This window comes from Streptomyces sp. ADI96-02 (assembly GCF_003846185.1).
Classification (GTDB): domain Bacteria; phylum Actinomycetota; class Actinomycetes; order Streptomycetales; family Streptomycetaceae; genus Streptomyces.
Genome location: NZ_ML123034.1, coordinates 462,118 through 487,787 on the forward strand (window position 1 = coordinate 462,118; position 25,670 = coordinate 487,787).

Consider the following 25,670-nt stretch of genomic DNA (forward strand, 5'->3'; position numbering starts at 1 on the left):
CCGCTCACCGGCCACCCGGCCCACACGCGGGGCGCGGTTCGGCCCCGCGTCCCTCCCCCATCGCTTCTGTCAGGAGGCACCCGTCATGTATTCCCCGCTGAGACGCCCAGCCGCCGGCGCCTGTGCCGCGCTGCTGGCGCTGGTCGTCGGTTTCGCTTCGCCGCCGGCGCTCGCCGCCCCGGCGGCGACGTCCACCGCGCCCGCCGCTTCGAGCGCCGCCGCGGACACCCTGTTCAGTGACGACTTCTCCGCCGGCCTGGCCGAGTGGACCAGGACCGGGTCCCCGGCCGGGGGCCCCGCCTGGACCGCGCGGGACGGCTCGGCGTCCGTCGACACCTCGGCCGGCGCGGCCGGAAGCTACCTGCGGCCGGCCGCCGCGCTCACCCTGCCCGGATCCTACGAACTCACCACCCGGGTACGGATCGAGACGATCGGGTCGGAGGGCACCGTGTCCCTCGCCCTGGACATGCAGGACGCCGACAACCCGGTCACCAAGGACCTGGGGTTCCAGATCACCGGCGTCCAGCCGGACGGCCGGGCCGGCGTCCGGGTCGGCAGGCCGCTCTCCGCGCCGGCCGCGTGCTCGGGCCAGTCACCCGTCACCCTCGGCGACTGGCTGGACGTGCGCGTCGTCCGCGCGGGCGGAGTCACCGCGCTCCACCTGGGCGGACGCCTCACGGCGAGCACGGCCTCGCCCGCCGCCGGAGGCACCTTCGCTCTCGGCTCCTTCCGCAGCAAGGTGTCGATCGGCGCCGTCGACGTCCGTACGCTCACCGACACTCCGGCCGGCCACCCCGCGACGGCGGGCGGCTGCACCTGGAAGGCCCCCGACCAGGACGCCCCCGGCCACCAGGTGACCCAGGGCGACCCGGCACAGAGCCTGAACGGCTCCTGGCGCTTCACCACGACGGACCGGGGCGAGACCGACAAGTACCAGGACCCGGCCACCAGCACCGACAGCTGGGACACCCTGCCGGTGCCCGGCAACTGGGACACCCGGGACAGGTACTCCACGTACACGGGCGACGGCTGGTACCGCCGCACCTTCACCGTCGCCCACCCCGGCGGCGCGGATTCCCGCTACCGGCTCGACATCGGCGCCTGCTACTGGTCCTGCAAGGTGTGGGTCAACGGCGCCCTGGTCCTGAGCCCCTCGCTCACGGACAGGTCACCGGAGGGCCAGGACGGGAGCGACCTCACCTGGACCGGGAGCGACACGCACCGGGGCGGCTACACCCCCTTCCAGCTCGACGTCACCTCCGCCATCAGGACGAGCGGTACCAACACCATCGCCGTCAAGGCCAACAACAACAAGAAGATAGGCGGCTGGTGGAACTGGGGCGGCCTGTCCCGCGACGTCACCCTCACCACCACCGAGCCGCTGTCCATCACCCGGCAGGAGATCACCGCGACGCCCGACCTCACCGCCGGTTCCGCCTCGGTCGCCTCCCGGGTGTTCGTGCGCAACGACGGCGGCACCGACCGGCAGGTCACCGTGCGGGGCGCCATCACCTCGGCGTCCACCGGCGCGGACGTCCCCGACGGCACCGGCCTCACCGGAACCGCCACCGTCCCCGCGGGCAGAACCGTCCCCGTCACCCTGCGGGCCGACCTGGGCCGGGACGCCTACTCGCTCTGGCAGCTCGACGATCCGCGGCTCTACCGCCTCGGCGTCTCCCTGGCCGCGGCCTCCGCGCCGGGCGCCGTCATCGACGGGATCAGCGACACCTTCGGCATCCGCTCCGTCAAGGTCAGCGGCGCCGACATGCTCCTCAACGGCACGAAGCTCAAGGCGGCCGGAGCCAACCGCGTCTCCGACGACCCGGTGAACGGGAACACCGAGCCCCTGGCCGAGGTCCGCAAGGACCTGGACATGATGAAGTCGGCCGGCATGAACATCATGCGGATCGGCCACTACGCCCAGGCTCCCGGCCTGCTCGACTACGCCGACCGCATCGGCATGCTGCTCATCGCCGAGACACCGGTGTGGGGTGAGTACTCCAAGCTCCAGGAGGAACTGCCCCTCTACAAGCAGCAGATGGCCGAAATGGTCGAGCGGGACTTCAACCACCCCAGCATCTTCGCCTGGTCCGTCGCCAACGAGATCCAGTCGAACACCCCCGAGGGCGTCGCCTACGCCGAGCGGATGGCGGCCTTCTCGAAGAACATCGACCCCACCCGCCTCGTCACGATGGTCAACTTCTTCATCGACGACTCGACGCCGGAGACGAAACCGGAGTCGGACGGCCAGTACTACATGGACTTCGCCGCCATCAACCGGTACCGGGACTCCTACGACGACGCGGTGGAGAACACCCATCGCCTCTACCCGGACAAGCCGATCTTCGTCTCCGAGTTCAGCAGCGACGCCCCCGCCGCCGGAAAGCCGTGGGACAGGGCCGCCGAGAGCACCGACTTCAGGACCGGGTCGGACACGAAGGTGGGCGCGTTCGCCGACAAGGACTACGTCTTCGGCTGGTCCCAGTGGACCTACGGCGACTACCGCAGCACCATCGCCGACACGTCGAGCCCCAACAAGCTGCGCGGTTACGGTGTCGTGGACGCCTGGGACCGGCCCAAGGCGTCCTACGGGGCGATGCGGTCGGCCAACGCGCCGATCGCCTCGCTGGACATCTCCGCGCCGGCCGAGGCGAACGGCACCGACCGGGCCACCGCCACCGTGGTCCCGCGCGGTCCGCTCGCCACCGACGGCCCGTCCTGGACGCTGAAGGGCTACCGGCTCGCCGTCCGGGTCACCGACACCAGCGGCGCGGTCGTCGGCGGGTCCGTCGTCGACCTGCCCAGGACCGACCCGGGCGGCGGGGCGGTGAAGGCGCCGATGTCCTGGAAGCACAGCGCCTCCGCCGCCTCGGTCCGCGTCTCCCTGCTCTCCCCGCAGGGCTTCCAGGAGGAGGCCACGACCCTCGACCTCAGGGCTCCCGCCCCGTCGAAGATCACCGCCACCGCCACCGCCTCCGGGTCCGTGCGCGTACGGTTCGCCAACGCGGTCGACGGCCTGAAGCACACCGTCACGGCCACCGCCCCCGACGGCACCGTCGTCACGGCGAAGCCCGGGAGCACCGCCGAACCCTTCGCCGACCTCACCGGACTGGCCAACGGCACCGCGTACAAGATCGCCGTGACGGCGGTCAACGGCGCGGGCGGCAGCACACCGGCGACCACCACCCTCACCCCGACCGGCACCCTCCCCGCCGCCCCGAACATCGTGAAGGTCACCCCCGTCGAGAACGGACTGGTCCTCGGATACACCGACGGCGAGAGCGGTTCCCGCTACCAGGTCTCCCACACCGATGCCTCCGGGACCGAGAAGACCTACACCACCACCGCCCGGCCGGGCACGCGGATCGAGGGGCTCGCCCCGGGCGCGACGTACGCGGTGCGCGTCCGGCGGCTGAAGGCCGACCTCACGGCCGCCACCGCGTGGAGCGAGAAGGTGGAGGCCACCGTGCCGGCCGCCGGGGCCCCGCCCGCGCTCCGTGTGCGCGGGACCATCGGCGGCGTCACCTCGGGCGGCGTCGCCGTCGATCCCGCACCCGGAACCGTCCGCTACGAGGTCACGGTGGGCGACGGCAAGCCGTTCACCGTGCCCCGCTCGGGCGTCGACCTCCTCCGGATCGACCACCTGAAGCCCGGCGCCTCCACCCCGGTCAGCGTCAAGGCCGTCGGACCGCACGGCGCTTCACCCGCCTGGTCCGGCGCGATCACCACCGCCGCGGCCGGCTGACCGCGCACCCCGCACGTGCACGGCGACGGCCGCGGTCTCCCCCCGCACGGGGAGGCGGCGGCCGTCGTCGTGGGGCCGCAGGCCGGCGAGGGCTCCCGCCTCCGGCAGGCAGCCGGTCCCAGGAACGACCGCGCGTCACCTGTGAGCGCATCCCGGACCCGCCGGCGCACCGGCCGCCCGGCCCGGCGGCTCCGCGGCCCGGTCGGCGGACGGACACGTGCCGGGCAGGTCCACCGACACCTCCAGCCCGTCGGGAGCGAGCGGCGCGGCCGTCAGCGAGCCGTCGTGGGCGCGGACGATGGACTGGACGATGGCGAGCCCGAGTCCGTACCCGGACGGCCGCCCGTCCACCGCGCCCTCCCTCCGCACCTCCAGGCGGTGGAAGGGCTCGAAGGCGCGGTCGACCGACTCCTGGTCGAGTCGCGGGCCGGAGTTGCGTACGGAGAGGGACACCCCGCCGTCGTCACGGCGGCACACGGCGACACGCGCCGTGCCGCCCCGGTGGTTGTGCCGGAGCGCGTTGTCGACGAGATTGCCGACGAGCTGACGCAGCAGCACCGGGTCCCCCCGCACCCAGGCCGCGTCCGCCGCCCCGGTCGGCCCGGCTCCGTCCGCGTCCGCCGCCCCGGTCAGCTCCACTCCGGCGGCGCGCGCCTGCGGCTGCCTCTGGACGCACAGCTCCCGGGCGAGCCGCCCGAGGTCGACCGGCTCCTGGGTGATCGCTCCGTGATCGGCGCGGGCCAGGGCCAGCAGGGCCTGGGTGGTGTCGGTGGAGCGCTTGTTGAGGACGAGCAGTTCGGATCCGGCGGCCCGCAGTTCCTCCGGGTCGGGCGAGGCGAGCGCCACCTGGAGGATGGTCCGCATGCTCGCCAGCGGGGTGCGCAGTTCGTGCGAGGCGTTCGCCGCGAACCGGCGCTGCGCCTCGAAGGCCCGCTCCAGGCGGCGGAGCATGGCGTTGAACGTGTCGGCCAGCTCCCTGATCTCGTCCTTCGGCCCGGCGAGGGCGATGCGCTCGTGCAGCGTGGAGTCGGCGATGCCGCGGGCGGTGGCGGTGATCTTCTGGAGCGGGGCCAGCATCCGGCCGGCGACGAACCAGCCGACGATCACGGACGCCACCAGCAGCAGCAGGAAGACGACGGCGCTGAAGACCAGGAGCGCCTGGAGGAAGTCGGCCTTGTCCGACACCTCCAGCGACAGCAGGCCCTGGCCGGACCCGCTGTCGCTGGTGTCCGGCTCCGTCGTGGGTCCGGCGCTCGGGGTGAGTTCCCCGCTCGGGATGAGTTCGCCGCTCGGCGTGGGGCGCTTCGCCAGCACCTCCCCGCCGTCCGAGGGCGGGGTCGGGCGGCCGGCCTCGGGGGACACGCCGCTCGCGGCCGGGGCGACGCCCTGTTCCGGGCTTCCGGGACTGTCGCCGCCGTCCGGGGCCGCGCCGCCGTCCCGCGAGGGCGCGGCGCCCTCCGTCGGTGCCCTGCCCGGTTCCTCGCCCGCCGGTGTGCTGCTGGACGGCGTCGGTATGCCGACCCGGGTCAGGGTGGGGGCGTAGCTCGGGCCGTAGCTCATGAAGAGGTACAGGAGTACGGCCATAGCGGCGCCCGACGCCCCGAACAGGGCCGCGTAGGTGAAGGTGAGCCGGCCGCGGAGGGTCAGCCGGGTGCGGCGTTCGGCGGCGCTCACGGTCTCGGTCCCAGGTAGTAGCCGGCCCCGGTACGGGTGTGCAGGAGGGCGGGCTCGCCGAGTTTGCGGCGCAGGGTGGAGACGGTCACGCGCACGGCCTGGGTGAAGGGGTCGGTGTGCTGGTCCCACGCCTTCTCCAGCAGCGTCTCGGCGCTGACCACGCCGCCCTGCGCCGTCATCAGGACGTGCAGGACGGCGAACTCCTTGCGGGTCAGCCGCAGGTACCGGTCCTCGCGGTACGCCTCGCGGCGGAAGGGGTCCAGCCGTACTCCGGCCCACTCCAGGACGGGTGGCGGCGGGCTCCCCGACCTGCGGTGCAGGGCGTGCAGCCGGGCGACGAGTTCCGGGAAGTCGAACGGTTTGGGCAGGTAGTCGTCCGCGCCGAGCCGCAGTCCGTCGACGCGGTCGTCGAGCGAGGCCGCGGCGGTGAGCATCAGCACCCGCATCGAGCTGTGCCGCTCGGTGATGCGCCGGCACACGTCGTCGCCGTGGACGCCCGGCAGGTCGCGGTCGAGGACCACCACGTCGTAGTCGTGGCAGGCGACCTGCTCCAGGGCGCTGTGCCCGTCGGGGGCGTGGTCGGCCGCGATGGCCTCCCGGCGGAGGCCGTTCACCAGGGCCCGCGCCATGAACGGCTCGTCTTCGACAATCAGCACGCGCACGCGCTTCTCCTCCCTGCCCCGGCGCGGTGGACGCGGATCCGGGGTACGGCGTGGTGGACTGCGGCGCCCCGGTCCGCCCGATCCCGCCCGGGAGAGCGTGAGGCGGCGGACGGGGCACCGGCTACGGTGCGGCGAGGGCCACCGTCGGAGGGGTGCGGGCGGCGCGCAGGGCCGGATACAGTCCGGCGATCGCGCCGATCACGACCGTCGCGGCGACGCCCGCGCACAGGGCGGTGAGGGGCACCGCGACGGGCCAGCCCCGGCTCAGAGCATAACCGGCGCTCACGGCCGCCCCCAGGCCCGCTCCGGCCAGGCCGCCGAGGCAGGACAGCAGCAGGGCCTCCATGAGGAACTGCCGGGAGATGTGCCGCCGGGCCGCGCCCAGCGCACGCCGCAGACCGATCTCGCCACGCCGTTCCATGACCGCGATGACCATGGTGTTGGCCACACCGATCCCGCCGACGAGCAGGGCCACCGAGCCCAGGCCGACCAGCAGCCCGGTGAACGACGCGTCGGCGGCCTGCCGGGCCTTCAGGGCGTCCGAGGGCCGGCTCACGGCGACGTACTGCGGCTTCTCCGGGTTGGCGGCGCGGGGCAGCATGGCCCGGACCGTCTCGACGAGCGCGTCCGCGGAGCGCTCGTAGACCTTGGTGGGGCGGCCGTCGTGCCCCAGGTACCGCTTCGCCGCGTCGCCGTTGACGAGTACGGCGGTGTCGATCTCGGGGGCGAGCGGCACGGCGTCGAGGACGCCGAGGACGGTGAAGTAGCGGTCGCCGATCCAGACCTCCTCGCCCACGTCCGTGATGCCCAGCCGGTCCGCCGCGCGACGGCCGAGGACGGTGGTGGGGTAGCGCTCGGGAGCACGGTCCAGCCAGGTCCCCAGGGCGATCCTCGCCTCCAGGGTCCCGAGCAGCCGGTCGTCGGTGGCGAAGACGGTCAGCGCGTTGGACTCGGCCGGGTCGACGCGGGCGTTGCGGTAGGCGCTCACGCGTTCCAGCTTCCCCGTGCCGCTCACGGTGTCCACGCCCTCGACGCGGGCGATGGTCTGCACCGTGCTCACGGGCAGGGGGGCGGGCTCGCCGGTATCCGGGTCGGTCCCCGGCTCGACGGTCAGCAGGTTGGTGCCCAGTTTGTCCAGTTCGGCGTTGAGGCCGGCCTGGCTGGAGGCGGAGATGCCGAGTACGGAGATCATCGCGGCGATGCCGATAGCGATGCCGGCGGCGGACAGGACGGCGCGCAGCGGCCGGGTGCGCAGTCCGCCCGCGCCGAGCCGCAGCAGGTCTCCGGCCCGCAGGCGCGAACTCTTCGTGGCGTCGCGGTTCATGTGTGCTCCAGCACCGGTGGCGGTGCGGTCGAGGGGCCTCCGGTGTCCTGGACGAGCCGTCCGTCGCGCATGACCAGGCGGCGCGGCAGGCTCGCGGCCAGTTCGGTGTCGTGGGTGATGACCACGACGGTGGTGCCGGATTCGTGCAGCTCGCGCAGGAGCCGCACGACCATGGCGCCGGAGCGGGTGTCCAGGGCCCCGGTGGGCTCGTCGGCGAGCAGCAGCGCGGGATCGCCGACGACCGCGCGGGCGATGGCCACCCGCTGCCGCTCGCCGCCGGACAGCTCGTGCGGCCGGTGGCCCAGGCGGTGGCCGAGGCCGACCCGGTGCAGGGCCTCGGTGGCCCTCTCGCGTCGTACGCGCCGGGAGAGGCCGGTGTACAGCAGGCCGTCGGCGACGTTGTCCACGGCGCGGGTGCCGCCGGAGAGGTGGAACTGCTGGAAGACGAAACCGATGCGGTGGGCGCGCAGGCCGGACAGCTTCCGGTCGTCGAGCCGGTCCACCCGCAGCCCGTCCACCACGACCTCACCGGTGGTGGGCCGGTCGAGGGTGCCGATGAGATGGAGCAGGGTGGACTTGCCGGAGCCGGAGGGGCCGACGACGGCGACGAGCTCGCCCGGCCCGATGGCCGTCGTCACGTCGGCCAGCGCGTGGACGCGTTGCGCTCCCCGCCCGTACGAGCGGCCGACGCCGGTGAGGCTCACGACGGGCTCGGCGGGCCCGGATCCGGTCCGCCCGGCGTCGTCGTCGAGGTGACCGGTCACAGTGTGGGCACCCCCACGAACGCGCCTTCGCCGAGGCCCGCACCGGTGACTTCCGCCCGTCCGTCGGCGAACGCCCCGGTCTTCACCCGGACCCCGTAGGCCTTGCCGTTCTCGACCAGTTGCACCGCGTATCCGCCGCCCCGCGCCGGGAGGAGCGCGGTGACGGGAACGGAGAGCACGTCCCTCGCCTCCGTGCGCTTGAGCACGACGACGACCTCGGCGCTCTGGAGCGCGTCGAGCTTCGGCGAGGCGTCCGGCCGCACGGTGATCGGCACGACCTTCTTGGCGTCCTGCGTGGCCTTCTCGGCGGCGACGGAGGTGACGGCCCCGCCGATGCGCTCGCCGTCCGGGAACTCGATCTCCACCTTCGCGCCCTCGACGGCGAGTTCCTGGTCCTCCGCGGGGACCCGCGCCGACACGTTGTGCCGGAAGCCGGTGACCCGCAGGACGTCCTGGGCGGCGGCGACCGGGTCGCCGACGCGCACGTCGGCGCGGGCGACGCGCAGGGAGCCGGAGGCGAACACGACCCGGCCCAGTTCGATCCTGCCGTTCGCCGCCAGGCCGTTGTTCTTCTGCCAGCGCTTGACGGCGGCCCGGGTCTTCTCGGAGAACTCGTCGTCCGCGGTGAAGCCGGTGTAGCCGAGTTCCGCCAGGTTCCGCTCCAGCTGCCGGACGTCCTCGCCGTCGGACATGCCCAGTTTGAACTCCCGCCAGGCGGGGAGCGATCCGCGCAGCAGGAGGACCGGTGCGTTGTCGACGGCGTAGAGCCGCTTGCCCTGGCTGACGACGGAGTTCGCGCCGGGCGCCCAGGTGACGATGCCGTCCAGGTGGTTCTTGACCGTCCGCGCGCCGGAGTACTTCATCGCCCCGGTGGCGAACACCTCGGTCACCAGGTCGCCCCGGGTGACCCGCTCGGTGCCGGGCGGCAGCTTCTCGCGCGCGGCCGGCTCCGGGGGCTCGGTGCCGCCCACGTACACCGTGGCGGCGAGGGCCGTGGCGAGTACGGCGCCGGCGGCGACGGCGACGAGGGCGGCCCGGCGCCAACCGATGCGGCGTTTGCGGGGCGTGGGCTCCGGGGGTGCTTCGTCCGCCTCGTCGGCGGAGACCCGCGGTGAGACGACCGTCTCCGGTTCGTCCTGCGTCACTTCGTCCCCAGCTTCTGGTCGAGGTAGTCGGAGAGCGCGTCGCCGGCCGCCTTGCACGCCTTCTGCGCCCGGTCGAGTACGGGGTTCTCGCCCGGCCGGGACGGCTGCATCTCGCCCTTCGACTCCGGCATCTCGTAGCCGTTCTCCCGCAGGCACTTCTGGTTGGCGAGCGACAGGGCCTCCAGCCGCGGGTCGCCCGAGAGACCTCCACTGCCGGCCATTCGCGAGCCCGGCGTGTCCCCGCACTCCTTCTCGGCCTTGTCCAGCAGGGCCTGTGCGACGTCCTTCGGCAGCCGGGGGCTCTCACCCGCGGCCGGGTCGGGAACGTCGACGCCGTTCGCGCGCATGCACGCCGCGTACGCGACGCCCTCGCCGTCGGCCGATCCGCCGCCGGTGCCGGTGTCCTCGGACCCGCCGCCGCTGGCGCCGGTGTCCCGCGACCCGTCGTCACCGGCACCGGCACCGGCACCGGTGTCCACCGACGTGGACTCCTTCGCGGCGGGCTTGTCGTCACCGCCGCAGGCGACCGCTCCCGTCCCCAGGAGCAGTACGGCGGCGGTGGCGGCAAGGCCCCGGCGCCAGACGTGGACAGACGAATTCATGAGTGCCTCCCGTACAGGGCTCCGCGTGGAGAGCCCACTGCCATACGTGTGCGACCGGCACCGGCCCCAGGAGGGGTTCAGCTCGTCCTGTCTCCGGCAGCCGGTCGCGGTCGCTATTGCACAGGAGAGGGTGTTGCGCGCCGGTGAGCGGATTTCCTTACCTTTTCGCAAGGTGCGGTCGTTCGGCCGCGGGCGGCTCCGCCCCGGCGACTCCGCGCGAGCCGCCGGGCTCCGGGCGGAGGGAGGGCGCGGTCCCGGTGGTGTACGCGCTCCTCCCGCGCTCCGCCGTTACGGGGCCCGCCCGTGTCCGCGCCGCCGCGCGCGCGGTTGGAGAGGGCATGACGATTCCGCGCACCCTGCGCTCCGTGGCCGCCGCGGCCCTGTTCCTGGCGGCGCTCGCCACTCCAGCAGCTTCCTCCGCCGCCTCCACTCAGCCGACGCCCGCCTTCCCGTACGCCTCGGTTCGGCCCGTCGACATCATCGACCCTCCGCTGCCCGTAGAGGAGTTCCCCGGGCACGTCGAGGAAGCCTGCGCCATCTGGAAGGAGCTGGAATGGCCGCAGGCCACAAGGCCGACCGACTACCCGGTGGTGAACACGCCTCTGGTCATCCGGGGAAGCAACGTCTACCGCAACCGCTCGGGCGACCTGCCCCGGGAGGGCCGCTACCGGGAGTACGACGTCAACCCCCGCAACCCCGGTGAGCACCGCGACGCCGAACGGCTCGTGCGCGACCCCGGCACCCGGACCGTCTGGTACACGGGCGACCACTACGACAACTTCCAGGAGATCTCCTCCGGCTGCGAGTGAGCCCGGCGCGCCGGGCGACGCGGCTCAGCCGGTCCGCGGTTCCGGGGACGTGTCCTCGTTCCCGCGGGACGGGGAGACGAATCGCACCGGCGCCTGGAAGCGGGCCTTGCGGGCGGCGCGGCGGAAGACCGTCAGTACCGCGGGGCCGGCGAGGGTGACGCAGACGAAGTTGGTGACGGCGCGGCCGGTGTCCCAGCCGAGGGAGGTGGCCAGGTCGAAGGCGAGGTACCGCTGGAACTGCTCGGTGAACGGGAGGCCGGGAAGGTAGGCGATGGAGCTGTTCGGGTCGAGGGAGAACGGCCAGAAGGAGAGGTTCAGGAGAAAGCCGAAAAGGTAACCGGAGAGCGATCCGTACACCGCGAGCAGGGCGACTTCCCCGCGTCCCGTGGCTTTCGGCAGAAGGCCGGCGAGCATGCCGACGAAGGCGCAGCCGAACATCTGGTAAGGCATCCAGGGACCGACGCCGCCCGTGATGAGGGCCGAGGCGAAGAGCGAGGTACAGCCCAGGGTGAAGCCGAATCCGGGACCGTAGACCCGGCCCGCGAGCACGAGGATGAAGAACACCGTCTCGATCCCGGCCGTACCGGCTCCGAGGGGCCGGATGGCGGCGTTGACGGCGGAGAGGACGCCCAGCATCGCCAGGGCCTTGGAGTTGATGCCGCCTTCGGCGATCTCCGATATCACCACGCAGAGCACGACGACGAGCAGGACGCCGAAGATCAGCGGCGGCGCGTAGTTCGAGCCGAATGTGCCGGGTGCCACGAGGAACGGCCAGAAGAAGGCGACGACGCCGAGGAAGGCCGCCAGGGCGATGACGATTCCGGCGCGGGCGCGGATGCGGATGGCGGCGGTGTACGTGCTCACGAGACCGGGTCCGTTCCGGCGTTGGCGTCGGCGTCGGCGTCGGCGTCGAGGACCGCTGCCAGTTGGTCCACCGTGAGGAAGGGCAGCGGGGCCAGGATCTTCGCGGTCTGGGGGGCGAAGACGGGCGAGGCGACGATGACCTCGGCGGTGGGTCCGTCGGCGACGACGTCCCCCTCCGCCATGACGACGACGCGGTCGGCGGCGCGGGCGACGAACTCCACGTCGTGGGTGGAGATGACGACGGACCGGCCCTCGGCGGCGAGGCCGTCCACGATGTCGATCAGCCGCCCCTTGGCCTGGTAGTCGAGGCCGCGCGTGGGTTCGTCGAGGAGGAGCACCCGTGGAGCCGCGGCGAGCTGGATCGCCAGGACGAGGGCCAGTTTCTGGCCCTCGGACAGGTCGCGCGGGTGAGTGGTGCCGGGGATGCCGGGCGCCAGCCGGTCCAGCAGGGTACGGGCCGGAACCCGGTCGGCCACGGCACCGGACTCGGCGTCGGCCTGGTCGAGTTCCTGCTTGACGCTCTCCAGGTAGAGCAGGTCGGTGGGGGTCTGCGGCACCAGGCCGACGAGCTGCCGGGCCTCGGCCGCCGGGACCTTCCGGGGATCGGGCGCCCGCGGATCGCCGGGCTCCCCGACAAAGACGGATCCGGCCTTGCGGGGCCCGGAGCCCTGCAGGGCCCAGAGCAGGGAGGACTTGCCGGACCCGTTGCGGCCCATCAGGGCCGTGATCTCCCCGCCGCGCAGATCGAGGTCGACCTCGCGGACGGCCGGTACACCCTGGTACGTCACGGTGATGCCGCGGGCGGTGAGGAGGACGGGCCGGCCGGTGCCGGGGGCCGGCCGGGCCGGTGGCGGGGTCACGCCGCCCAACCGGGCGCGGAGCGGGGCCGCCGCCCGTCGGGCGTCCCGGATGGAGAGCGGCAGCGGCGACCAGGCGGCGGCGCGGGCGAGTTCGACGATGGGCGGCGCGATGGACGACGTGCGGAAGACCTCCGCGGCCGGTCCGGAGACCACCCGCCCGTCGCCGGGGAGGTGGATGACGCGGTCGGCGTACTGGACGACGCGTTCCAGCCGGTGTTCGGCGAGCAGCACGGTGACGCCGAGGTCGTGGACGAGCCGGGTGACGGCGGCCAGCACCTCCTCGGCGGCGGTCGGATCGAGTGCGGAGGTGGGCTCGTCCAGGACGAGGACGCGGGGGTGGGCGGTGAGGACGGAGCCGATGGCGACGCGCTGCTGCTGTCCACCGGAGAGCTCGTGCAGCGCGCGGTGCCGCAGATCGGCCAGGCCGAGCAGGTCGAGCGTCTCCTCGACCCGCTTGCGCATGGTGGAGGGCGCGACCGCCAGTTGCTCCATGGCGTAGGCGAGTTCTTCCTCGACGGTGTCGGTGACGAAGCCGTCGAGGGGGTCCTGGCCGACGACGCCGACGACGTCGGCCAGCTCGCGCGGCGGGTGGTCGGCGGTGTCCCGGCCGTCCACGGTCACGCGCCCGTACAGGGTGCCGCCGGTGAAGTGCGGTACGAGCCCGTTGACGGAGCCCAGGAGTGTGGACTTGCCGACGCCGGTGTGGCCGACGACGAGGCAGAGTTCGCCCTCCTCCACGGTGAGGTCCACGTCGCGCAGGACGGGTTCGGCCGTGTCCTCGTACTGGATGGTGACCTGGTCGAAGGTGATCACGTGGGTTCCTCGGTGCGCTGCGCGGGGACGGCCGGACGGATGGGCCTGCTCGGGGGCGGGGACAGGAACCCCGCGGCCCCGGCGAGGAGGATCGCGGCGGCCGGCACCGGCGGAAGGGTGGGCCAGCTCAACGGGTAGATGGAGGGGTTGAGTTCGGCCGCGTCGAATCCGGCGTTGCTGAAGAGGAGCACCGCGGAGAGGACCCCGCATCCGGCGACGGCCCACTCGGCGGCCCGCCAGGGGTCGGGCCGGTAGGTGGTACGGGTGACGCGGCGCCCGCCGAGACGGAGCCCGGCCACGCACAGCAGACCGCCGGCGGCGAGCGCGGGGAAGCCGAGCAGCGGGGGCGCGGTGGCGTCGAGGAGCCCGTACGCGCCCGCGCACAGGCCGCACATGCCGAGCAGCATGAGGGCGCCGGTCGCGCGGCGGGAGCGGCGGGTGGCCGTTCCCGCGCGCCCGTAGCCGCGGGAGTCCATGGCGGCGGCCAGCCGCAGGGAGCGTTCCAGGGCGTCCTCCAGGACGGGGACGACGATGCCGCGCAGGGCGCGCAGTCCCTTGGACCGTCCGGCGCGCAGCCGTCGTGCCCGGTGTACGCGCTGGACGCTCTGGACCAGTTGGGGCGCCACGCTGATGGAGACGGTGACGGCCACGCCGAGTTCGTACAGGGCGCCAGGCAGCACGCGCAGGGCCCGTTTGGGGTTGGCGAGGGTGTTGGCGGCGCCGATGCAGCAGAGCATGCAGGCGAGCCGGAGCCCGTCCGTGGCGGCGGAGAGCAGTGCCTCCAGGGAGACCGGTCCGCCGATCTGGATGCCCGCGTACCAGTCGGGGGTGGGGATGTGCGGGAGGGAGAAGAGGAAGTGGTCGCGGGGGGTGATGCCGGTGGCGAAGACCGCGCGGAAGACCACCCGGATCGCCACGACGGTGAGCGCGAGGTAGAGGTAGTAGCTGAAGCCGCGCGCCCAGGGAGCCTCGGTGCGGCGCGTGGTGATGACGTAACCGAGGACGGCGAGGACGAGGAACAGCAGCAGCGGGTTGTTGGTGCGGCTGACCGCGGTGGCGAGGGCCAGGGCCCAGACCCACCAGGCAACGGGGTGCAGGGTGCGGGGCAGCCGGCGGCCGTCCGCGGCCGGCGCGGGGCCGGGCGCGGACGGCGGTGCCGTCGTCGGGGCGGAGCGGGGCACGCGGCTACTCCGTACGACGGCGGCGCTTGGCGGCGAACACGGCGGCGGCCCCGATCAGCAGGCCGAGGACTCCCGTGATGACGGCGGGCGCGTACGTGCCGGTGTCGTGGGCGGCGTCGGCGGCGGGTGCCGCGTCGACCACCTGGGGTCCGGAGGCGGTCGCGGCCGGAGCGCGGGTCGTGGTGGAGGGCGCGGGAGTTGCGCCGGTCGACGACGGGCTCGGCGATGAACTCCGTGAAACGGTGGGGCTCTTGGAGGTCGAGGTGCTGGTCGGCGTGCCGGGCGCGGGCGGCGGCGGTTCGGTGTCCGGTGCGTCCTCAGGGGCCGGGCCGGTGTCGACGCCCGGCGGGAGCGCGGGCGCGGTCCGGGTGTCCTTCGGAGCGGGTCTGCCACCGCCCGTGGGCCGGGTGTTGTGGGCGCGCAGTTGGTCGGGGGTGATGGTCGGACGGCCCCGGGCGCCCTCGACGTCGGTGCCGCCGAAGATCCACAGGTCGACGCTGCCCGGCTTCGGCTTGTAGAGCATCGCGCCGAGCTGGCTGTACTCCCACGTGTTCCGGCCCGGGTCGGCGTGCCAGTACGACCAGTACGCGGAGGCCGGCGGGGTGAGGACGCAGTCGTCCTGCTGCGGCGTCGGGTACTGCTTGCCGCCCCGGTGGCCGCTGTAGCCGATCCGGCAGATGAACGCGGGACCGTCGTGGCCCGTGCCGGTGGTGGTCCAGCCGCCCTGGTTGAGCAGTTCGTAGCCGGTGGTGGGCGTCGTGCCGCACGAGCGGTAGACGGGTCCGCCCCAGCGGCTGAAGTCGACCGCGAGGACCACCCCGGAGGAGGTGGTGCACCGTCCCATCGGCTGCGGGTCGGCCTCGGCCGGGGCCGCGGTGGCGGCGAAGGCCGCCACTGTCATCGCCAGCGCGGCCGTCGTACGGGTGAGGGCGCGGGCGAGTCGGCGGGCTCTCATGCCTGGCCTCCGGTGGTGTCGCGGCGTCGGCGGGCCGTGCGGATCGCGCCCCAGCCGCCGAGCACGAGCGCCGCCGCCGCGGCGGCCAGGGCGGCGACCCGGGCTCCGGTGGCGGCGAGGCTGCCGCCCGTACCGCCGGCCGGGCCCCCGGGGGAACCGGTGCCGCCTCTGTCCTCACCTGTGGTGATGATGGTGGGGGCGGAGGGAGGTCCGCCCGGCTTCGCGGAAGGGCTCGGGATCGGCTCGGGCGAAGTGCCGCTCAGATCGCGGGTCAGCACGCCGAAGGAGATTCCGGTGGCCCCGCCGACGGCCTGGGCGGAGGCGCGGACGTCGGATCCGGGTTGGCCGCCCTTGACCACGTTGAAGCCGCCGTCCTTGTTCTGCTGGGAGGCCAGGAACTTCCGGGCCTTCGCGAGGTGGCCCCTGTATTTCGCGGAGTCCAGCGACAGGCCCTGGATCGCGAGGGCCGCGGAGTTGACGGAGTTGCCGGAGGCCCCGGGGAATCCGCCGTCGGGGAGCTGCTGGGCGGCCAGCCAGGCGAGGGCCTTGTCCACGGCCGCCTGCGAGGCGGGATCGGGGAGGAGGTCCACGGTCATCGCGGCCATGGCGGTGGAGTCGACGTCGGGATCGCTCTTCTCGCCGGTCAGGCTGGGCCAGGATCCGGTCGAGGGGTCCTGGAGGCTCTTGAGGTAGGTGATCGGTTCGGTCGCGGCTGCGCTCTCGCCGGCCCGGATCTGGGCGATGACGCCGAGGGACTGGGAGAAGACGGAGTTCGCGTAGGCGTAGTTGCCCTTGGCGGCGCACTTCCTGGGGTCGGCCGGGGTCGCCGCCGGGCAGACGCCCCTGGCGAGTGCGGCGATCAGGTCCTGTCCGCCGAAGTCGCGGGGGTCGCGGCCGACGGCCTCGGCGAGCACCGCCGCCTTGCCGATGAAGCCGCCGCCCGCGTGCTTGGTCCCGATCCGGGTCCACGCGTCGAGGTCGCGGCCCGTACCGTCCTCGCCGCCCTCGTCGAGGAAGTCGACGATGTTGCGCAGGGTGGCGTTGTCGTGGCCGGTGGCGGCGAGGGCGTAGGCGCCGTCGATGGTCATGCCGAAGTCCGCGAAGCGCGGGCTGGACTCGTAGTAGCGGCCTTGGGCGAGGCGGGAGGCGAGGTAGGCCGAACCCTTCTTGAGATCCGGTCCTTCACCGGCCGGGGGCCCGGTCGGCGGGGTCGTCGTGGGAGGGTCGGTGGGCGGTGTGGTCGGTGGCTCGGGCTCCTCGGTGGTCAGCAGCACCAGGTCGCTCTTCGCGCCCGCCATGACGGCCGTGGTGGTGGCGTACAGCAGCGGGTCCAAGGTGCCCTCCTCGAAGGCGAAGCCGCCACCGGGGAGTTGCTGCCGGGAGAGCCAGGAGACACCCGCGTCGGCGTGGCCCCGGTCGCCCAGGGCGCGCAGGGTCTGGGCGACCCAGCCGGTGGCGTGGGCGCTGCCCGGTGTGCTGTAGGAGGCGGCGGGCCAGGCGCCCGTCGGGAACTGGGACTTCTTGAGCGAGGACCGGGCCCTGGTCACCACGGAGGTGTGGCCGCCGGCCTGCTGGAGGGCGAGGGCGACGAGCGCGGTGGTTCCCGGCTCGCTCTCGCACACCTGGCCGTCGAGGAGCAGGAAGCTGGGGAACCCGCCGTCGTCGCACTGGAGTTGGGCCAGGCGTTGGACGGAGTACGCCGGCGGCGTCACGCCGCCGCTCAACAGGGCGATGACGGCCAGGGCCTGGCCCTCGGTCTGCCCGGTCGTACGGAAGTCTCCCTCGGTCGCGCAGCCGGGGACGGGCTGCGGTGCGTCGGAGCCGCTGCGGCAGACGTTCGCCAGGAGGTCGCCGAGCAGGTCGTGTCCGCCGAAGGAACGGGGATCGCCGTCCGTGGCCTCGGCGAGGAGCGCGAGGCGGGCGGCGGCGGTGGCGTCCGGCGCCTCGTCCTTCCCGGACCGGTAGGCGTACGCCTCGGTGTGTTCGGGTCGGGCGAGGAAGCGGGCGATCCGGCGGGCGGTGGGGTCCTCCCGGTCGAACGAGGCCAGTGCGTAGGCGACTTCGGTGGTGGCGGGGTAGTTAGGCTCGGTGGCGCCTTCGTCGACGACGCGCTGACCGTTCGTCAGCCGATCGGCGAGCCAGCGGGTCGCGGCGGGCAGATCGACCGACCCGGCGGGCACGTTCGGTGCGGCCGGGTCGCTCGGGTCCGGCGGGTCGCCGCCCTCCGCGCGGACGTCGTCGGGCGTGAACGTGGGCCTGCCCTTGGTGCCGCCGATGTCCGTACCGCCGTAGACCCAGGCGTCCACGTCACCGGGCTTGAGGGTGCGCGACACCGCGCCCAGTGGACTGTAGGTCCACTTCCGCCGGCCGGGCGAGGCGGTCCAGTACGACCAGTAGGCGGTGGCCCGCGGGGTGAGGACGCAGTCCTCCTCGGCCGGAGTGGGGTACTTCCCGCCCTCGGCGAAGCCGCCGCTGCCTATGCGGCAGATGAAGGCGGGACCGTCGTGGCCCGTTCCCTCGGTGGTGAACCCGCCGGTGTGCAGCAGTTCGTAGCCGGTCGTGGGGGTGGTGTCGCAGCCGCGTACCACCGGGCCGCCCCAGGGTCCGAAGTCCACGGCGACGATGGCGCCCGTCGTGCGTGTGCACCGCTCGACCGGGTCGGCCTCGACCGGCGGGGCTGCTGTGAGGAGCACCGCTGCCGCGCCGAGTGTCACCAAGGAGGCGGTCAGGAGGGACAGCAGCCGCCGTCCTGCTCCCGCCCCCCGTCTCGCCCGCTGTTCGGTCCCCACCGCGGCCCTCGTCTCTGCCGGGCGGCTGCGTGCGTGGCGATACGCCCCGCACGGCTGGGAGGCCATGGGGAAGCGGTGACGACCACGCCGTAGTCCGCGACGGCGTTCCTTCGTGCTGAGTGCCAGCCCCAGGCATTCCGACTCACCCGGACGAACCGGGCCTACGGTTGCGGGTCAGTGCCGGAATTCGACCGGCTTCCCCTGGTGCTGATTGCTTATCAGGCGGAGTGCAACACGGATCCGATCGGGCCGTCAAGATGGTGTTCGTCTCACCCGGGAGTCCGCGGCGGCGCGCGGCCGGCACCGCCTCCGGACGGCTGGCGGACCCTGGTTCCCTCGGGTAGCGTCCTGGGCTGCCACATGGGGGAATCCGGTGAGAGGCCGGAGCTGACGCGCAGCGGTATGGGGCGGCGGGGGCCGTCTCCGAGCCCGAATGCCCATACGGCGACGCAGTACAGGAAGCCGTACCCCGCGTTCCGGACGGCGGCTCCCCCGGCCATGCCCGGCCGTGCTCGCGCACGGCGACATCCGGCTTGCACGGGAGCAGCCGGCGTTCGCCGATTCCAGGAGCAGGCCATGTCCCGTCCTCGCACTTCACGCCGCCTCGCGTTCGCGGTGCCCGCAGCGTTCGGCGCCTTCGCCCTCACCACGCTGCCCGCTTTCGCGACGTCCACCCCGGCGCAGACAGCCACCTCCAGAACCAACGGCGTCGCCTACCTCAAGTCCCTCCAGGCTGCGGACGGTTCCTATGCGGGGTCCGGGCTGTCCAGCGAGTGGGCGTTCAGCGCCTTCGCGGCCTCCGGCACCGCCGTCGTCGACGTCGCCCCGGGCGGCGATGCCACCAAGAACGCCCGGAGCGTGTACCGCGACCTGCTGTCCACGGCGAGTTGGCCGTCCACCTCCCCGGTCGTCACCGACTACGAGCGCGGCACGCTCAACGCCTACGCGGCGGGCATCGACCCGGCGCGCGTCTCGGCGTCGCGCAACCTGGTCGCGGACATCTACGCGTACTGGCAGACAGCCGAGCCGGGCTACTTCGGCCCGTCCGGGAACTTCAACGGCACCATCTTCGCGACCCTCGCGCTGAGCGGCGCCAGGACCCAGGCCGGCGGCGCCCGCGTCCCCCAGTCGCTCACCGACGCGCTGGTCGCCCGCATCCGCGCCAACCAGCACAACGACGGCGGCTGGACGTACCAGAAGGTCGAGGGCAGCCCCACCGGCCTGAACTCTCCGGGCGATGTGGACATGACCGGCGCCGCGATGGCCGCGCTCTGCGTGTCGGGCGTTCCGCAGACCGACTCGGACGTCGTCCAGGCCAAGAACTTCCTCAAGGGCAAGCTGGTCAACGCCTCCGGCGCCTTCAACTCCCTCTACGGCATCAACACCAGCTCCAACGGCTGGGGCGTCTCCGGCCTCAACGCCTGCGGCATCAACCCGCAGACCGGCGACTTCCTCACCGGTCTCGGCAAGACCCCGATCGACTTCCTGATCGCCAACCAGTACAACCCGGGCGGCGGCTTCAAGTACAAGCCCGCCGACTCCTCGCCGTCCTCCTACTCCTCGGTCGACGCCCTGCGCGCGGTGGCCGGCGGCGGCTTCACGGCGACCCCGCCGGTCCCGGTCACCCCCGGGGCCACGCGGTGGGTCGCCCAGCCCTCGTTCACGGCGGGCACCGCGACCGAGCTCGCGCTGTCCGTCGACGACGGCGCCGGCAACCTCAAGGTGTGCTCGGTGGCCTTCACGCCGACGGGCACGACCACGACCCTGGGCGACGTCCTGAGCGCCGCGACGAGCGGCGCCACTCCGTCCGGCTGCGTCACGAGCGCGACCCCCGCGTCCGGCACCGGCGCGATCACGGCCGTGGGCGGCAAGGCCAACAGCGATGCGAACACGTGGAAGGTCAGCGTCGACGGCTCCTCCTTCGCCGGCGCCCTCCGCGAGAAGGTGATCAACGTGGGCGACACGATCGCCCTGCGCTGGGGGGCCTGACCTCGCGTGGACTGACTCCCCGTGGGTGGGGGCCCGGCGGCGGGCCCCCACCCGGGCGGGCCGGGTCACCCGCCGGCCCGCCTGCCGCCGGCGGGCCCAGAGGTACGCCTCGCCAGGCTGGACGCCGCCGTGCGGGTCGCGGCGCGCGGCTCACCTGGTCAGTCTCTCTCGGCGAGATTCGCACACAGCTGACGGCCTCTCAACGGGCCGGAGGGCGATCTGGGCCGGCCTCGCCTTCAAACCGGCTGGTGTTGGTGTTCGCAGCCTCACCGTTCCCTCTCGGCCATCGCGGTCGAACCGTGGACACCGTCCCGGGCCAGAGTGTCGGAGGCCGCCGGAGTCCGTCAGTCAGCCACTCTGCCTCGGAGGCGGCGACTTCGTCGGAGTGGCGGGCGCGGTCGGTGAGTTTCGGCTGAAACGGAGGAAGGCTCTTCCCGTCCGCCACAGAGTGATCTTTGAACGCGTTTACCACGAATACTCGAGGCAGCGCGGGAACCACGTCACCCGGCTCCACAGTCGTGACCGCCTCGGACCTACCCGAGGAACGACAACCGCACCTGACGCCGCGGATTGTCCCTGTTCGTGTCCACCAGGCACACCGACTGCCACGTCCCCAGCTCCAGCCGTCCGCCGATCACCGGCAGGGTGGCGTGCGGCGGGACCAGGGCCGGGAGTACGTGGTCGCGGCCGTGGCCCGGGGCGCCGTGGCGGTGTTGCCAGCGGTCGTCCGCCGGGAGCAGGTGGTGGAGGGTGGCGAGGAGGTCGTCGTCGCTGCCCGCGCCCGTCTCCAGGATCGCGATGCCGGCGGTGGCGTGGGGCACGAAGATGTTGAGCAGGCCGTCCCGGCCGGAAGCCGTGCGGGTGAGGAACTGCTCGCACTCCCCTGTCAGGTCGACGACGCGCTCGGTCGCGCCGGTGGTGATGTCGAGGACGTCTGTGGCGAAGGAATCGGACATGCCGCCATCTTCTCTTCCGAAAGTCGAGATGGCACGTCCACGCTCCGAGACACCATTGCCCTTTCGCGACTTGATCGCTACGTTCATCGCCATGTTCCGATCAGCTCTGCTCACCTCGCGCGGTCACATCGACCTGCTGCGGGTGGCGTCCGCCGCGTGTCGCCGCGGCTGCTGACGTTCTACCGACGCCCTTCGCGCCCGTTCTGACCGGGTTTGCCGCCCTGTGCGGCCCGTTGGTCGCCTGTCGCCTTTCCCACGCGCTCGAACGCGCTGTTCGCCTCCACTGAGGTCTCACCTCGCCGTCGCTTCTGACCTCTCGGGTCGAGGGAACGCCGGTCGAGGTATCCGGGACTGTGGGGCGGCGCGCCTCGACGCCTCGTCTCCGCCCTCGCTCTCCCCCTCCCCGTACTCCGCCGTACGCCCCCTCGTACTCCGGCGTACGCCCTCCCGTGGAGCCTTCGTGACCATCAGCCATGCCCCACCCCCCGATCTGTCCACCGCCCTGGAGAAACCGGCCGACCGGCAGCGCCTGCCGCTCGAACTGGAGCCCGTCGTCCCGGCATCCGTCCGTCGCGCGCGCCCGCTCTCGTTGCCGCGGTGGTTGCGGCGCACGGCGGGTCCCCTGCTGCTGCTCGCCCTCTGGCAGGTGCTCAGCGCCACCGGTGTCCTCCATCCGGACGTGCTCGCCTCACCGGGGACCATCGCACGCGCCGGGGCCGATCTCATCGCCGACGGCACGCTTCCGGCCGCCATGGGGGTGTCGCTCCAGCGGGTCGCCGTCGGGCTGGTTCTCGGTGTGGTCGTGGGGACCACGCTCGCGCTCGTCTCGGGGCTCTCGCGGCTCGGCGAGGATCTCGTCGACGCGAGCGTGCAGATGCTGCGCACCGTTCCCTGGGTCGGCCTGATCCCGCTCTTCATCATCTGGCTCGGCATCGGCGAAGCGCCCAAGGTCGCGCTGATCGCGCTCGGGGTGGCCTTCCATCTGTATCTCAACGTGTACGCCGGAATCCGCGGCGTCGACGCCCAACTCATCGAGGCAGGTGAGTCGTTGGGGCTCAAGAGGTGGGGGCTGGTGCGCCACGTCGTGCTGCCCGGCGCGCTTCCCGGAGCCATGACCGGCCTGCGCTACTCGCTCGCCACCGCCTGGCTGGCGCTCGTCTTCGGCGAATCGATCAACGCCGACGCCGGGATCGGGTTCCTGATGAACCAGGCGCGGGAGTTCTTCCGCACCGATGTGATCGTCGTCTGCCTGGTCGTGTACGCCTTCCTCGGCCTCACCGCCGACATGATCGTCCGGACCCTCGAAAGGCTGCTGCTGCAATGGCGACCGACCTTCACCGGCCAGTGACCCGCACGGGGCCGCCGGAACCCTCGGACGCCCGGGAGCCGGGAGCCGCCGTACGGGTCGAAGGGCTCACCCGCGCCTTCGACGGGCGCTCCGTGATCGACGGCCTTGATCTCACCCTGCGGACAGGTGAGTTCACCGCGCTCCTGGGGCGCAGCGGATGCGGGAAGTCGACACTGCTGCGCGTGCTCGCCGGGCTGGACCGTGAGATATCGGGCACCGTCCTGGTGCCACGGCGGCGAGCCGTCGCCTTCCAGTCGCCGCGACTGATGCCCTGGAAGCGGGTCTGGCGCAACGTTCTGCTGGGGCTGCCTGGAAAGCCCGAACGCGCTCTGGCCGAGAGGGCGTTGGCGGAGGTCGGGTTGACCGAACGGGCCGGGGCCTGGCCCCGGACGCTGTCCGGCGGCGAGGCTCAGCGCGCCTCGCTGGCCAGGGCCCTGGTGCGGGAGCCGGACCTGCTGCTGCTCGACGAGCCGTTCGGGGCGCTGGACGCCCTCACCCGGATCAGGGCGCAGCAGCTGGTGGCCGAGCTCTGGCAGCGGCGCGGGTGCGCCGTTCTCCTGGTCACGCACGACGTGGACGAGGCGCTGCTGCTGGCCGACCGGGTCCTGGTGATGCGGGACGGGGGCATCGCGTACGACACGCCCGTCGCCCTGGACCGGCCGCGCGGCGTCGGCGCTCCCGGTTTCGCCGGGCTGCGCTCGCGGCTGCTGACCGAACTGGGCGTCGACGTACCCGAGTCGGCGGCACCGGGGGCGCGGCCGGATCCGGTCGCGCCCCCGGTGGCGGCGGCCGTCGACCGCAAAGCCCCCTGAGATCACGACCGGCCCCCGGCCTCCCACGAGCTCTTCCCGCCCGTACGAAACTCCCGTGCACCCGATCCCCCGTGCGGCACCCCGTACATCCATCACCCTCTACGGCACCGCCCGTGCACCTCTGACGGAGACCCTCATGAAACGCCGAACCCTGCCGGCCCTCCTGCTCCCCCTCACCCTCCTGCTCGCCGCATGCGGCGGCGCCACCTCCGCGAACTCCGCCGGCGACACCGACGGGAAGGGCAGCGTCACGCTCAACGTCGGTGACCAGAAGGGTGGTTACGAAGCGATCCTGCGCGCCTCCGGAGAGCTCGACGACCTCGACTACCGCGTCAGGTGGTCCACCTTCACCTCCGGGCCGCCGATGCTGGAGGCCGTGAGCGCCGGAGCTGTGGACATCGGAGGCGTGGGCAACACGCCTCCCGTCTTCGCCGCGGGCTCGGACTCCGACATCGTCGTCGTAGGGGCCAACCACGGTTCGTCGGCCGGGGAGGCGATCATCGTGCCGAAGGACTCCCCGCTGCGCAAGCCCGCCCAGCTCAGGGGAAAATCCATCGCCGTCGCTCAGGGCAGTTCGGCCCACTTCCAACTCGTCGCCTCACTTGAGGCGGCCGGTCTCTCCATCAAGGACGTGAAGCTGAACTACCTCCAACCCGCCGACGCCCTGGCGGCGTTCAGCCGGGGGAAGGTCGACGCCTGGGCCATCTGGGACCCGTACACCTCCCAGGTCCTGCGCGCCGGGACGGCACGGGTGCTGACGACGGGTGAGGGAGTCGTCAACGGGCTCGGGTTCCAGGTCGCCTCGCCCGCCTCGCTCAAGGACCGGCGGAAGTCCAAGGCGATGGGCGACCTCCTGGTCCGGCTGGAGCGCGCCCAGAAGTGGGTCTTCGAGCATCCCGAGGAGTGGGCGAAGGTCTGGTCGAAGGAGACCGGAATCCCCTACGACGTGGCGGTGGACGCCGTGAAGCGCACCTACGGCACCCGGGTCCCCGTCGCGATCGACGACGCGGTGATCGCCTCGGAGCAGAAGATCGCCGACACCTTCGCCGAACTCAAGCTGATTCCACGAAGGTTCGACTTCGCCGACTACGTCGACACCCGCTTCAACCGGGACCTCCCCGCCTCCTCCACCGCACCCCGCTCGTACGGAAAGGCCTCCTCATGAACGTTCGTCTGCACTGGTTCCTGCCCACCGGCGGCGACGGGCGCACGCTCGTCGACCGGCACGCCTACACCGACAGCGGCGTCAAACGCGACCGGGTCACCCCGGTGAGCGGGGTGCGGGCTCCGGACATCGAGTACCTGGCGCAGATCGCCAAGGCGGCCGAACAGCTCGGGTTCGAGGCCGTACTGACGCCCACCGGCACGTGGTGCGAGGACGCGTGGCTGACCACCGTCGCGCTCGCGCAGCACACCGAGCGGCTGAAGTTCCTGGTGGCGTTCCGGCCGGGGGTCATCTCGCCGGTGCTCGCCGCGCAGATGGCCTCCACGTACCAGCGGATCACCCGGGGGCGGCTGCTGCTCAACGTCGTGACCGGCGGCGACTCGGCCGAACAGCGGCGGTTCGGCGACCACCTCGACCACGACCAGCGCTACGCGCGGACCGCCGAGTTCCTGTCGGTGGTCCGGGGCGCCTGGAGCGGGCAGCCGTACGACTTCGACGGCGAGCACTACCAGGTGGAGGGCGGGCTGACGGCGCTGCCGCCGGATCCGCTGCCGGAGATCTTCTTCGGCGGGTCCTCGGCGGCGGCGGGGCCGGTGGCCGCCGCGCACGCGGACGTCTATCTCACGTGGGGCGAGCCGCCGGCCGCCGTGAAGGAGAAGATCGACTGGATTCGGAAGCTGGCCGAGGAGCAGGGCCGCACCGTCCGCTTCGGCATCCGGCTGCACACCATTTCGCGTGACTCCGCGCGGGAGGCGTGGGCCACGGCGGACCGGCTGCTGGGCGACCTCGATCCGGCGACGATCGCCGCGGCGCAGCAGGCACTGGGGAAGCACGAGTCGGTCGGGCAGCAGCGGATGCTGGCGTTGCACGGCGGTTCCCGCGACAAGCTGGAGATCTCGCCGAACCTCTGGGCCGGCGTCGGACTGGTGCGGAGCGGGGCGGGTACGGCGCTGGTGGGGAGCCACGCGGATGTCGCGGACCGGATCGAGGAGTACCACGCTCTGGGCGTGGAGCACTTCGTGCTCTCCGGATATCCGCATCTGGAGGAGGCCTACTGGTTCGGTGAGGGCGTCACTCCGGAGCTGGCCCGGCGCGGGCTGCTCGGGACCGTCCCGGCGTCGCCCCTGCTGGGAGCGCCGGCACAGGAGCCGGTCCCGGCGTCGGGCGGTGCGCCGCTGCTGCACGCCGGGGGCCGCTGAGGTCCCGGCCGATG

At 73.0% G+C, this 25,670-nt stretch carries 19 protein-coding genes and 2 riboswitches; of the genes, 7 read left to right on the plus strand and 12 right to left on the minus strand.

Going from position 1 to position 25,670, the window contains the following annotated elements; genetic code table 11:
* Positions 1 to 85: 85 nt before the first annotated feature.
* The gene (locus EES43_RS02055) at positions 86 to 3,745 is read left to right on the plus strand and encodes a glycoside hydrolase family 2 TIM barrel-domain containing protein (protein WP_124267055.1); all 3,660 of its coding nucleotides are present in this window, start codon (positions 86 to 88) and stop codon (positions 3,743 to 3,745) included.
* Positions 3,746 to 3,880: 135 nt separating this feature from the next.
* On the opposite strand, the gene EES43_RS02060 is transcribed toward EES43_RS02055, so the two are convergent.
* From EES43_RS02060 to EES43_RS02085, 6 genes are all read right to left on the minus strand, one after another.
* Complete coding sequence (locus EES43_RS02060; protein ID WP_124267056.1) at positions 3,881 to 5,419, minus strand: ATP-binding protein; 1,539 nt, start codon at positions 5,417 to 5,419, stop codon at positions 3,881 to 3,883.
* Positions 5,416 to 6,081, minus strand: a complete 666-nt coding sequence (locus EES43_RS02065; RefSeq protein WP_124267057.1) for a response regulator transcription factor — start codon at positions 6,079 to 6,081, stop codon at positions 5,416 to 5,418. Before EES43_RS02065 ends, EES43_RS02060 begins: the two co-directional genes overlap by 4 nt.
* A gap of 121 nt (positions 6,082 to 6,202) precedes the next feature.
* The gene (locus tag EES43_RS02070; RefSeq protein WP_124267058.1) at positions 6,203 to 7,405 is read right to left on the minus strand and encodes an ABC transporter permease; all 1,203 of its coding nucleotides are present in this window, start codon (positions 7,403 to 7,405) and stop codon (positions 6,203 to 6,205) included.
* Positions 7,402 to 8,169, minus strand: a complete 768-nt coding sequence (locus tag EES43_RS02075) for an ABC transporter ATP-binding protein (RefSeq protein WP_206429980.1) — start codon at positions 8,167 to 8,169, stop codon at positions 7,402 to 7,404. The genes EES43_RS02070 and EES43_RS02075 overlap by 4 nt, the downstream gene beginning before the upstream one ends.
* Positions 8,166 to 9,314 carry a peptidoglycan-binding protein gene (locus EES43_RS02080; protein ID WP_124267059.1) on the minus strand — a complete coding sequence of 383 codons (1,149 nt, stop codon included), beginning with the start codon at positions 9,312 to 9,314 and terminating at the stop codon, positions 8,166 to 8,168. Before EES43_RS02080 ends, EES43_RS02075 begins: the two co-directional genes overlap by 4 nt.
* Positions 9,311 to 9,916 carry a hypothetical protein gene (locus EES43_RS02085; RefSeq protein ID WP_124267060.1) on the minus strand — a complete coding sequence of 202 codons (606 nt, stop codon included), beginning with the start codon at positions 9,914 to 9,916 and terminating at the stop codon, positions 9,311 to 9,313. The genes EES43_RS02080 and EES43_RS02085 overlap by 4 nt, the downstream gene beginning before the upstream one ends.
* Positions 9,917 to 10,254: 338 nt before the next feature.
* On the opposite strand from EES43_RS02085, the gene EES43_RS02090 reads away from it, so the two are divergent.
* On the plus strand, positions 10,255 to 10,725 hold the full coding sequence (locus EES43_RS02090; protein ID WP_241192310.1) for a ribonuclease domain-containing protein: 471 nt from the start codon (positions 10,255 to 10,257) through the stop codon (positions 10,723 to 10,725).
* A gap of 24 nt (positions 10,726 to 10,749) precedes the next feature.
* Here EES43_RS02090 and EES43_RS02095 read toward each other — a convergent pair whose 3' ends face one another.
* Genes EES43_RS02095 through EES43_RS02115 form a run of 5 tightly spaced genes read right to left on the minus strand, consistent with a single transcriptional unit; the run spans position 10,750 to position 18,187 of the window.
* Positions 10,750 to 11,589, minus strand: a complete 840-nt coding sequence (locus tag EES43_RS02095) for an ECF transporter S component (RefSeq protein WP_124267061.1) — start codon at positions 11,587 to 11,589, stop codon at positions 10,750 to 10,752.
* On the minus strand, positions 11,586 to 13,262 hold the full coding sequence (locus EES43_RS02100) for an ABC transporter ATP-binding protein (RefSeq protein WP_124267062.1): 1,677 nt from the start codon (positions 13,260 to 13,262) through the stop codon (positions 11,586 to 11,588). The genes EES43_RS02095 and EES43_RS02100 overlap by 4 nt, the downstream gene beginning before the upstream one ends.
* Positions 13,259 to 14,443 carry an energy-coupling factor transporter transmembrane component T gene (locus EES43_RS02105; protein WP_124267063.1) on the minus strand — a complete coding sequence of 395 codons (1,185 nt, stop codon included), beginning with the start codon at positions 14,441 to 14,443 and terminating at the stop codon, positions 13,259 to 13,261. Before EES43_RS02105 ends, EES43_RS02100 begins: the two co-directional genes overlap by 4 nt.
* Before the next feature lie 4 nt (positions 14,444 to 14,447).
* A complete protein-coding gene (locus EES43_RS02110) occupies positions 14,448 to 15,398 on the minus strand; it encodes a hypothetical protein (protein ID WP_124267064.1) in 951 nt (316 codons plus the stop codon).
* Positions 15,395 to 18,187, minus strand: coding sequence for a prenyltransferase/squalene oxidase repeat-containing protein (locus tag EES43_RS02115; RefSeq protein WP_124267065.1), 2,793 nt, complete (start codon positions 18,185 to 18,187; stop codon positions 15,395 to 15,397). The genes EES43_RS02110 and EES43_RS02115 overlap by 4 nt, the downstream gene beginning before the upstream one ends.
* Positions 18,188 to 18,296: 109 nt before the next feature.
* Positions 18,297 to 18,434: riboswitch (cobalamin riboswitch) on the minus strand.
* Between the two features lie 116 nt (positions 18,435 to 18,550).
* Positions 18,551 to 18,626, plus strand: a riboswitch (cobalamin riboswitch).
* 137 nt (positions 18,627 to 18,763) lie between these two features.
* Here EES43_RS02115 and EES43_RS02120 point away from each other — a divergent pair.
* Positions 18,764 to 20,176, plus strand: a complete 1,413-nt coding sequence (locus tag EES43_RS02120) for a prenyltransferase/squalene oxidase repeat-containing protein (RefSeq protein WP_124267066.1) — start codon at positions 18,764 to 18,766, stop codon at positions 20,174 to 20,176.
* Positions 20,177 to 20,709: 533 nt separating this feature from the next.
* On the opposite strand, the gene EES43_RS02125 is transcribed toward EES43_RS02120, so the two are convergent.
* Positions 20,710 to 21,132, minus strand: a complete 423-nt coding sequence (locus EES43_RS02125; RefSeq protein ID WP_124267067.1) for a secondary thiamine-phosphate synthase enzyme YjbQ — start codon at positions 21,130 to 21,132, stop codon at positions 20,710 to 20,712.
* 460 nt (positions 21,133 to 21,592) lie between these two features.
* On the opposite strand from EES43_RS02125, the gene EES43_RS02130 reads away from it, so the two are divergent.
* The 4 genes from EES43_RS02130 (at position 21,593) to EES43_RS02145 (ending at position 25,656) form a co-directional block, all read left to right on the plus strand.
* Positions 21,593 to 22,480, plus strand: coding sequence for an ABC transporter permease (locus EES43_RS02130; protein ID WP_206429981.1), 888 nt, complete (start codon positions 21,593 to 21,595; stop codon positions 22,478 to 22,480).
* A complete protein-coding gene (locus EES43_RS02135) occupies positions 22,453 to 23,292 on the plus strand; it encodes an ABC transporter ATP-binding protein (protein ID WP_124267068.1) in 840 nt (279 codons plus the stop codon). The genes EES43_RS02130 and EES43_RS02135 overlap by 28 nt, the downstream gene beginning before the upstream one ends.
* Before the next feature lie 136 nt (positions 23,293 to 23,428).
* A complete protein-coding gene (locus EES43_RS02140; protein WP_124267069.1) occupies positions 23,429 to 24,457 on the plus strand; it encodes an ABC transporter substrate-binding protein in 1,029 nt (342 codons plus the stop codon).
* Entirely contained in the window at positions 24,454 to 25,656 is a 1,203-nt protein-coding gene (locus EES43_RS02145) for an LLM class flavin-dependent oxidoreductase (RefSeq protein ID WP_124267070.1), read from the plus strand. The genes EES43_RS02140 and EES43_RS02145 overlap by 4 nt, the downstream gene beginning before the upstream one ends.
* Positions 25,657 to 25,670: the final 14 nt, after the last annotated feature.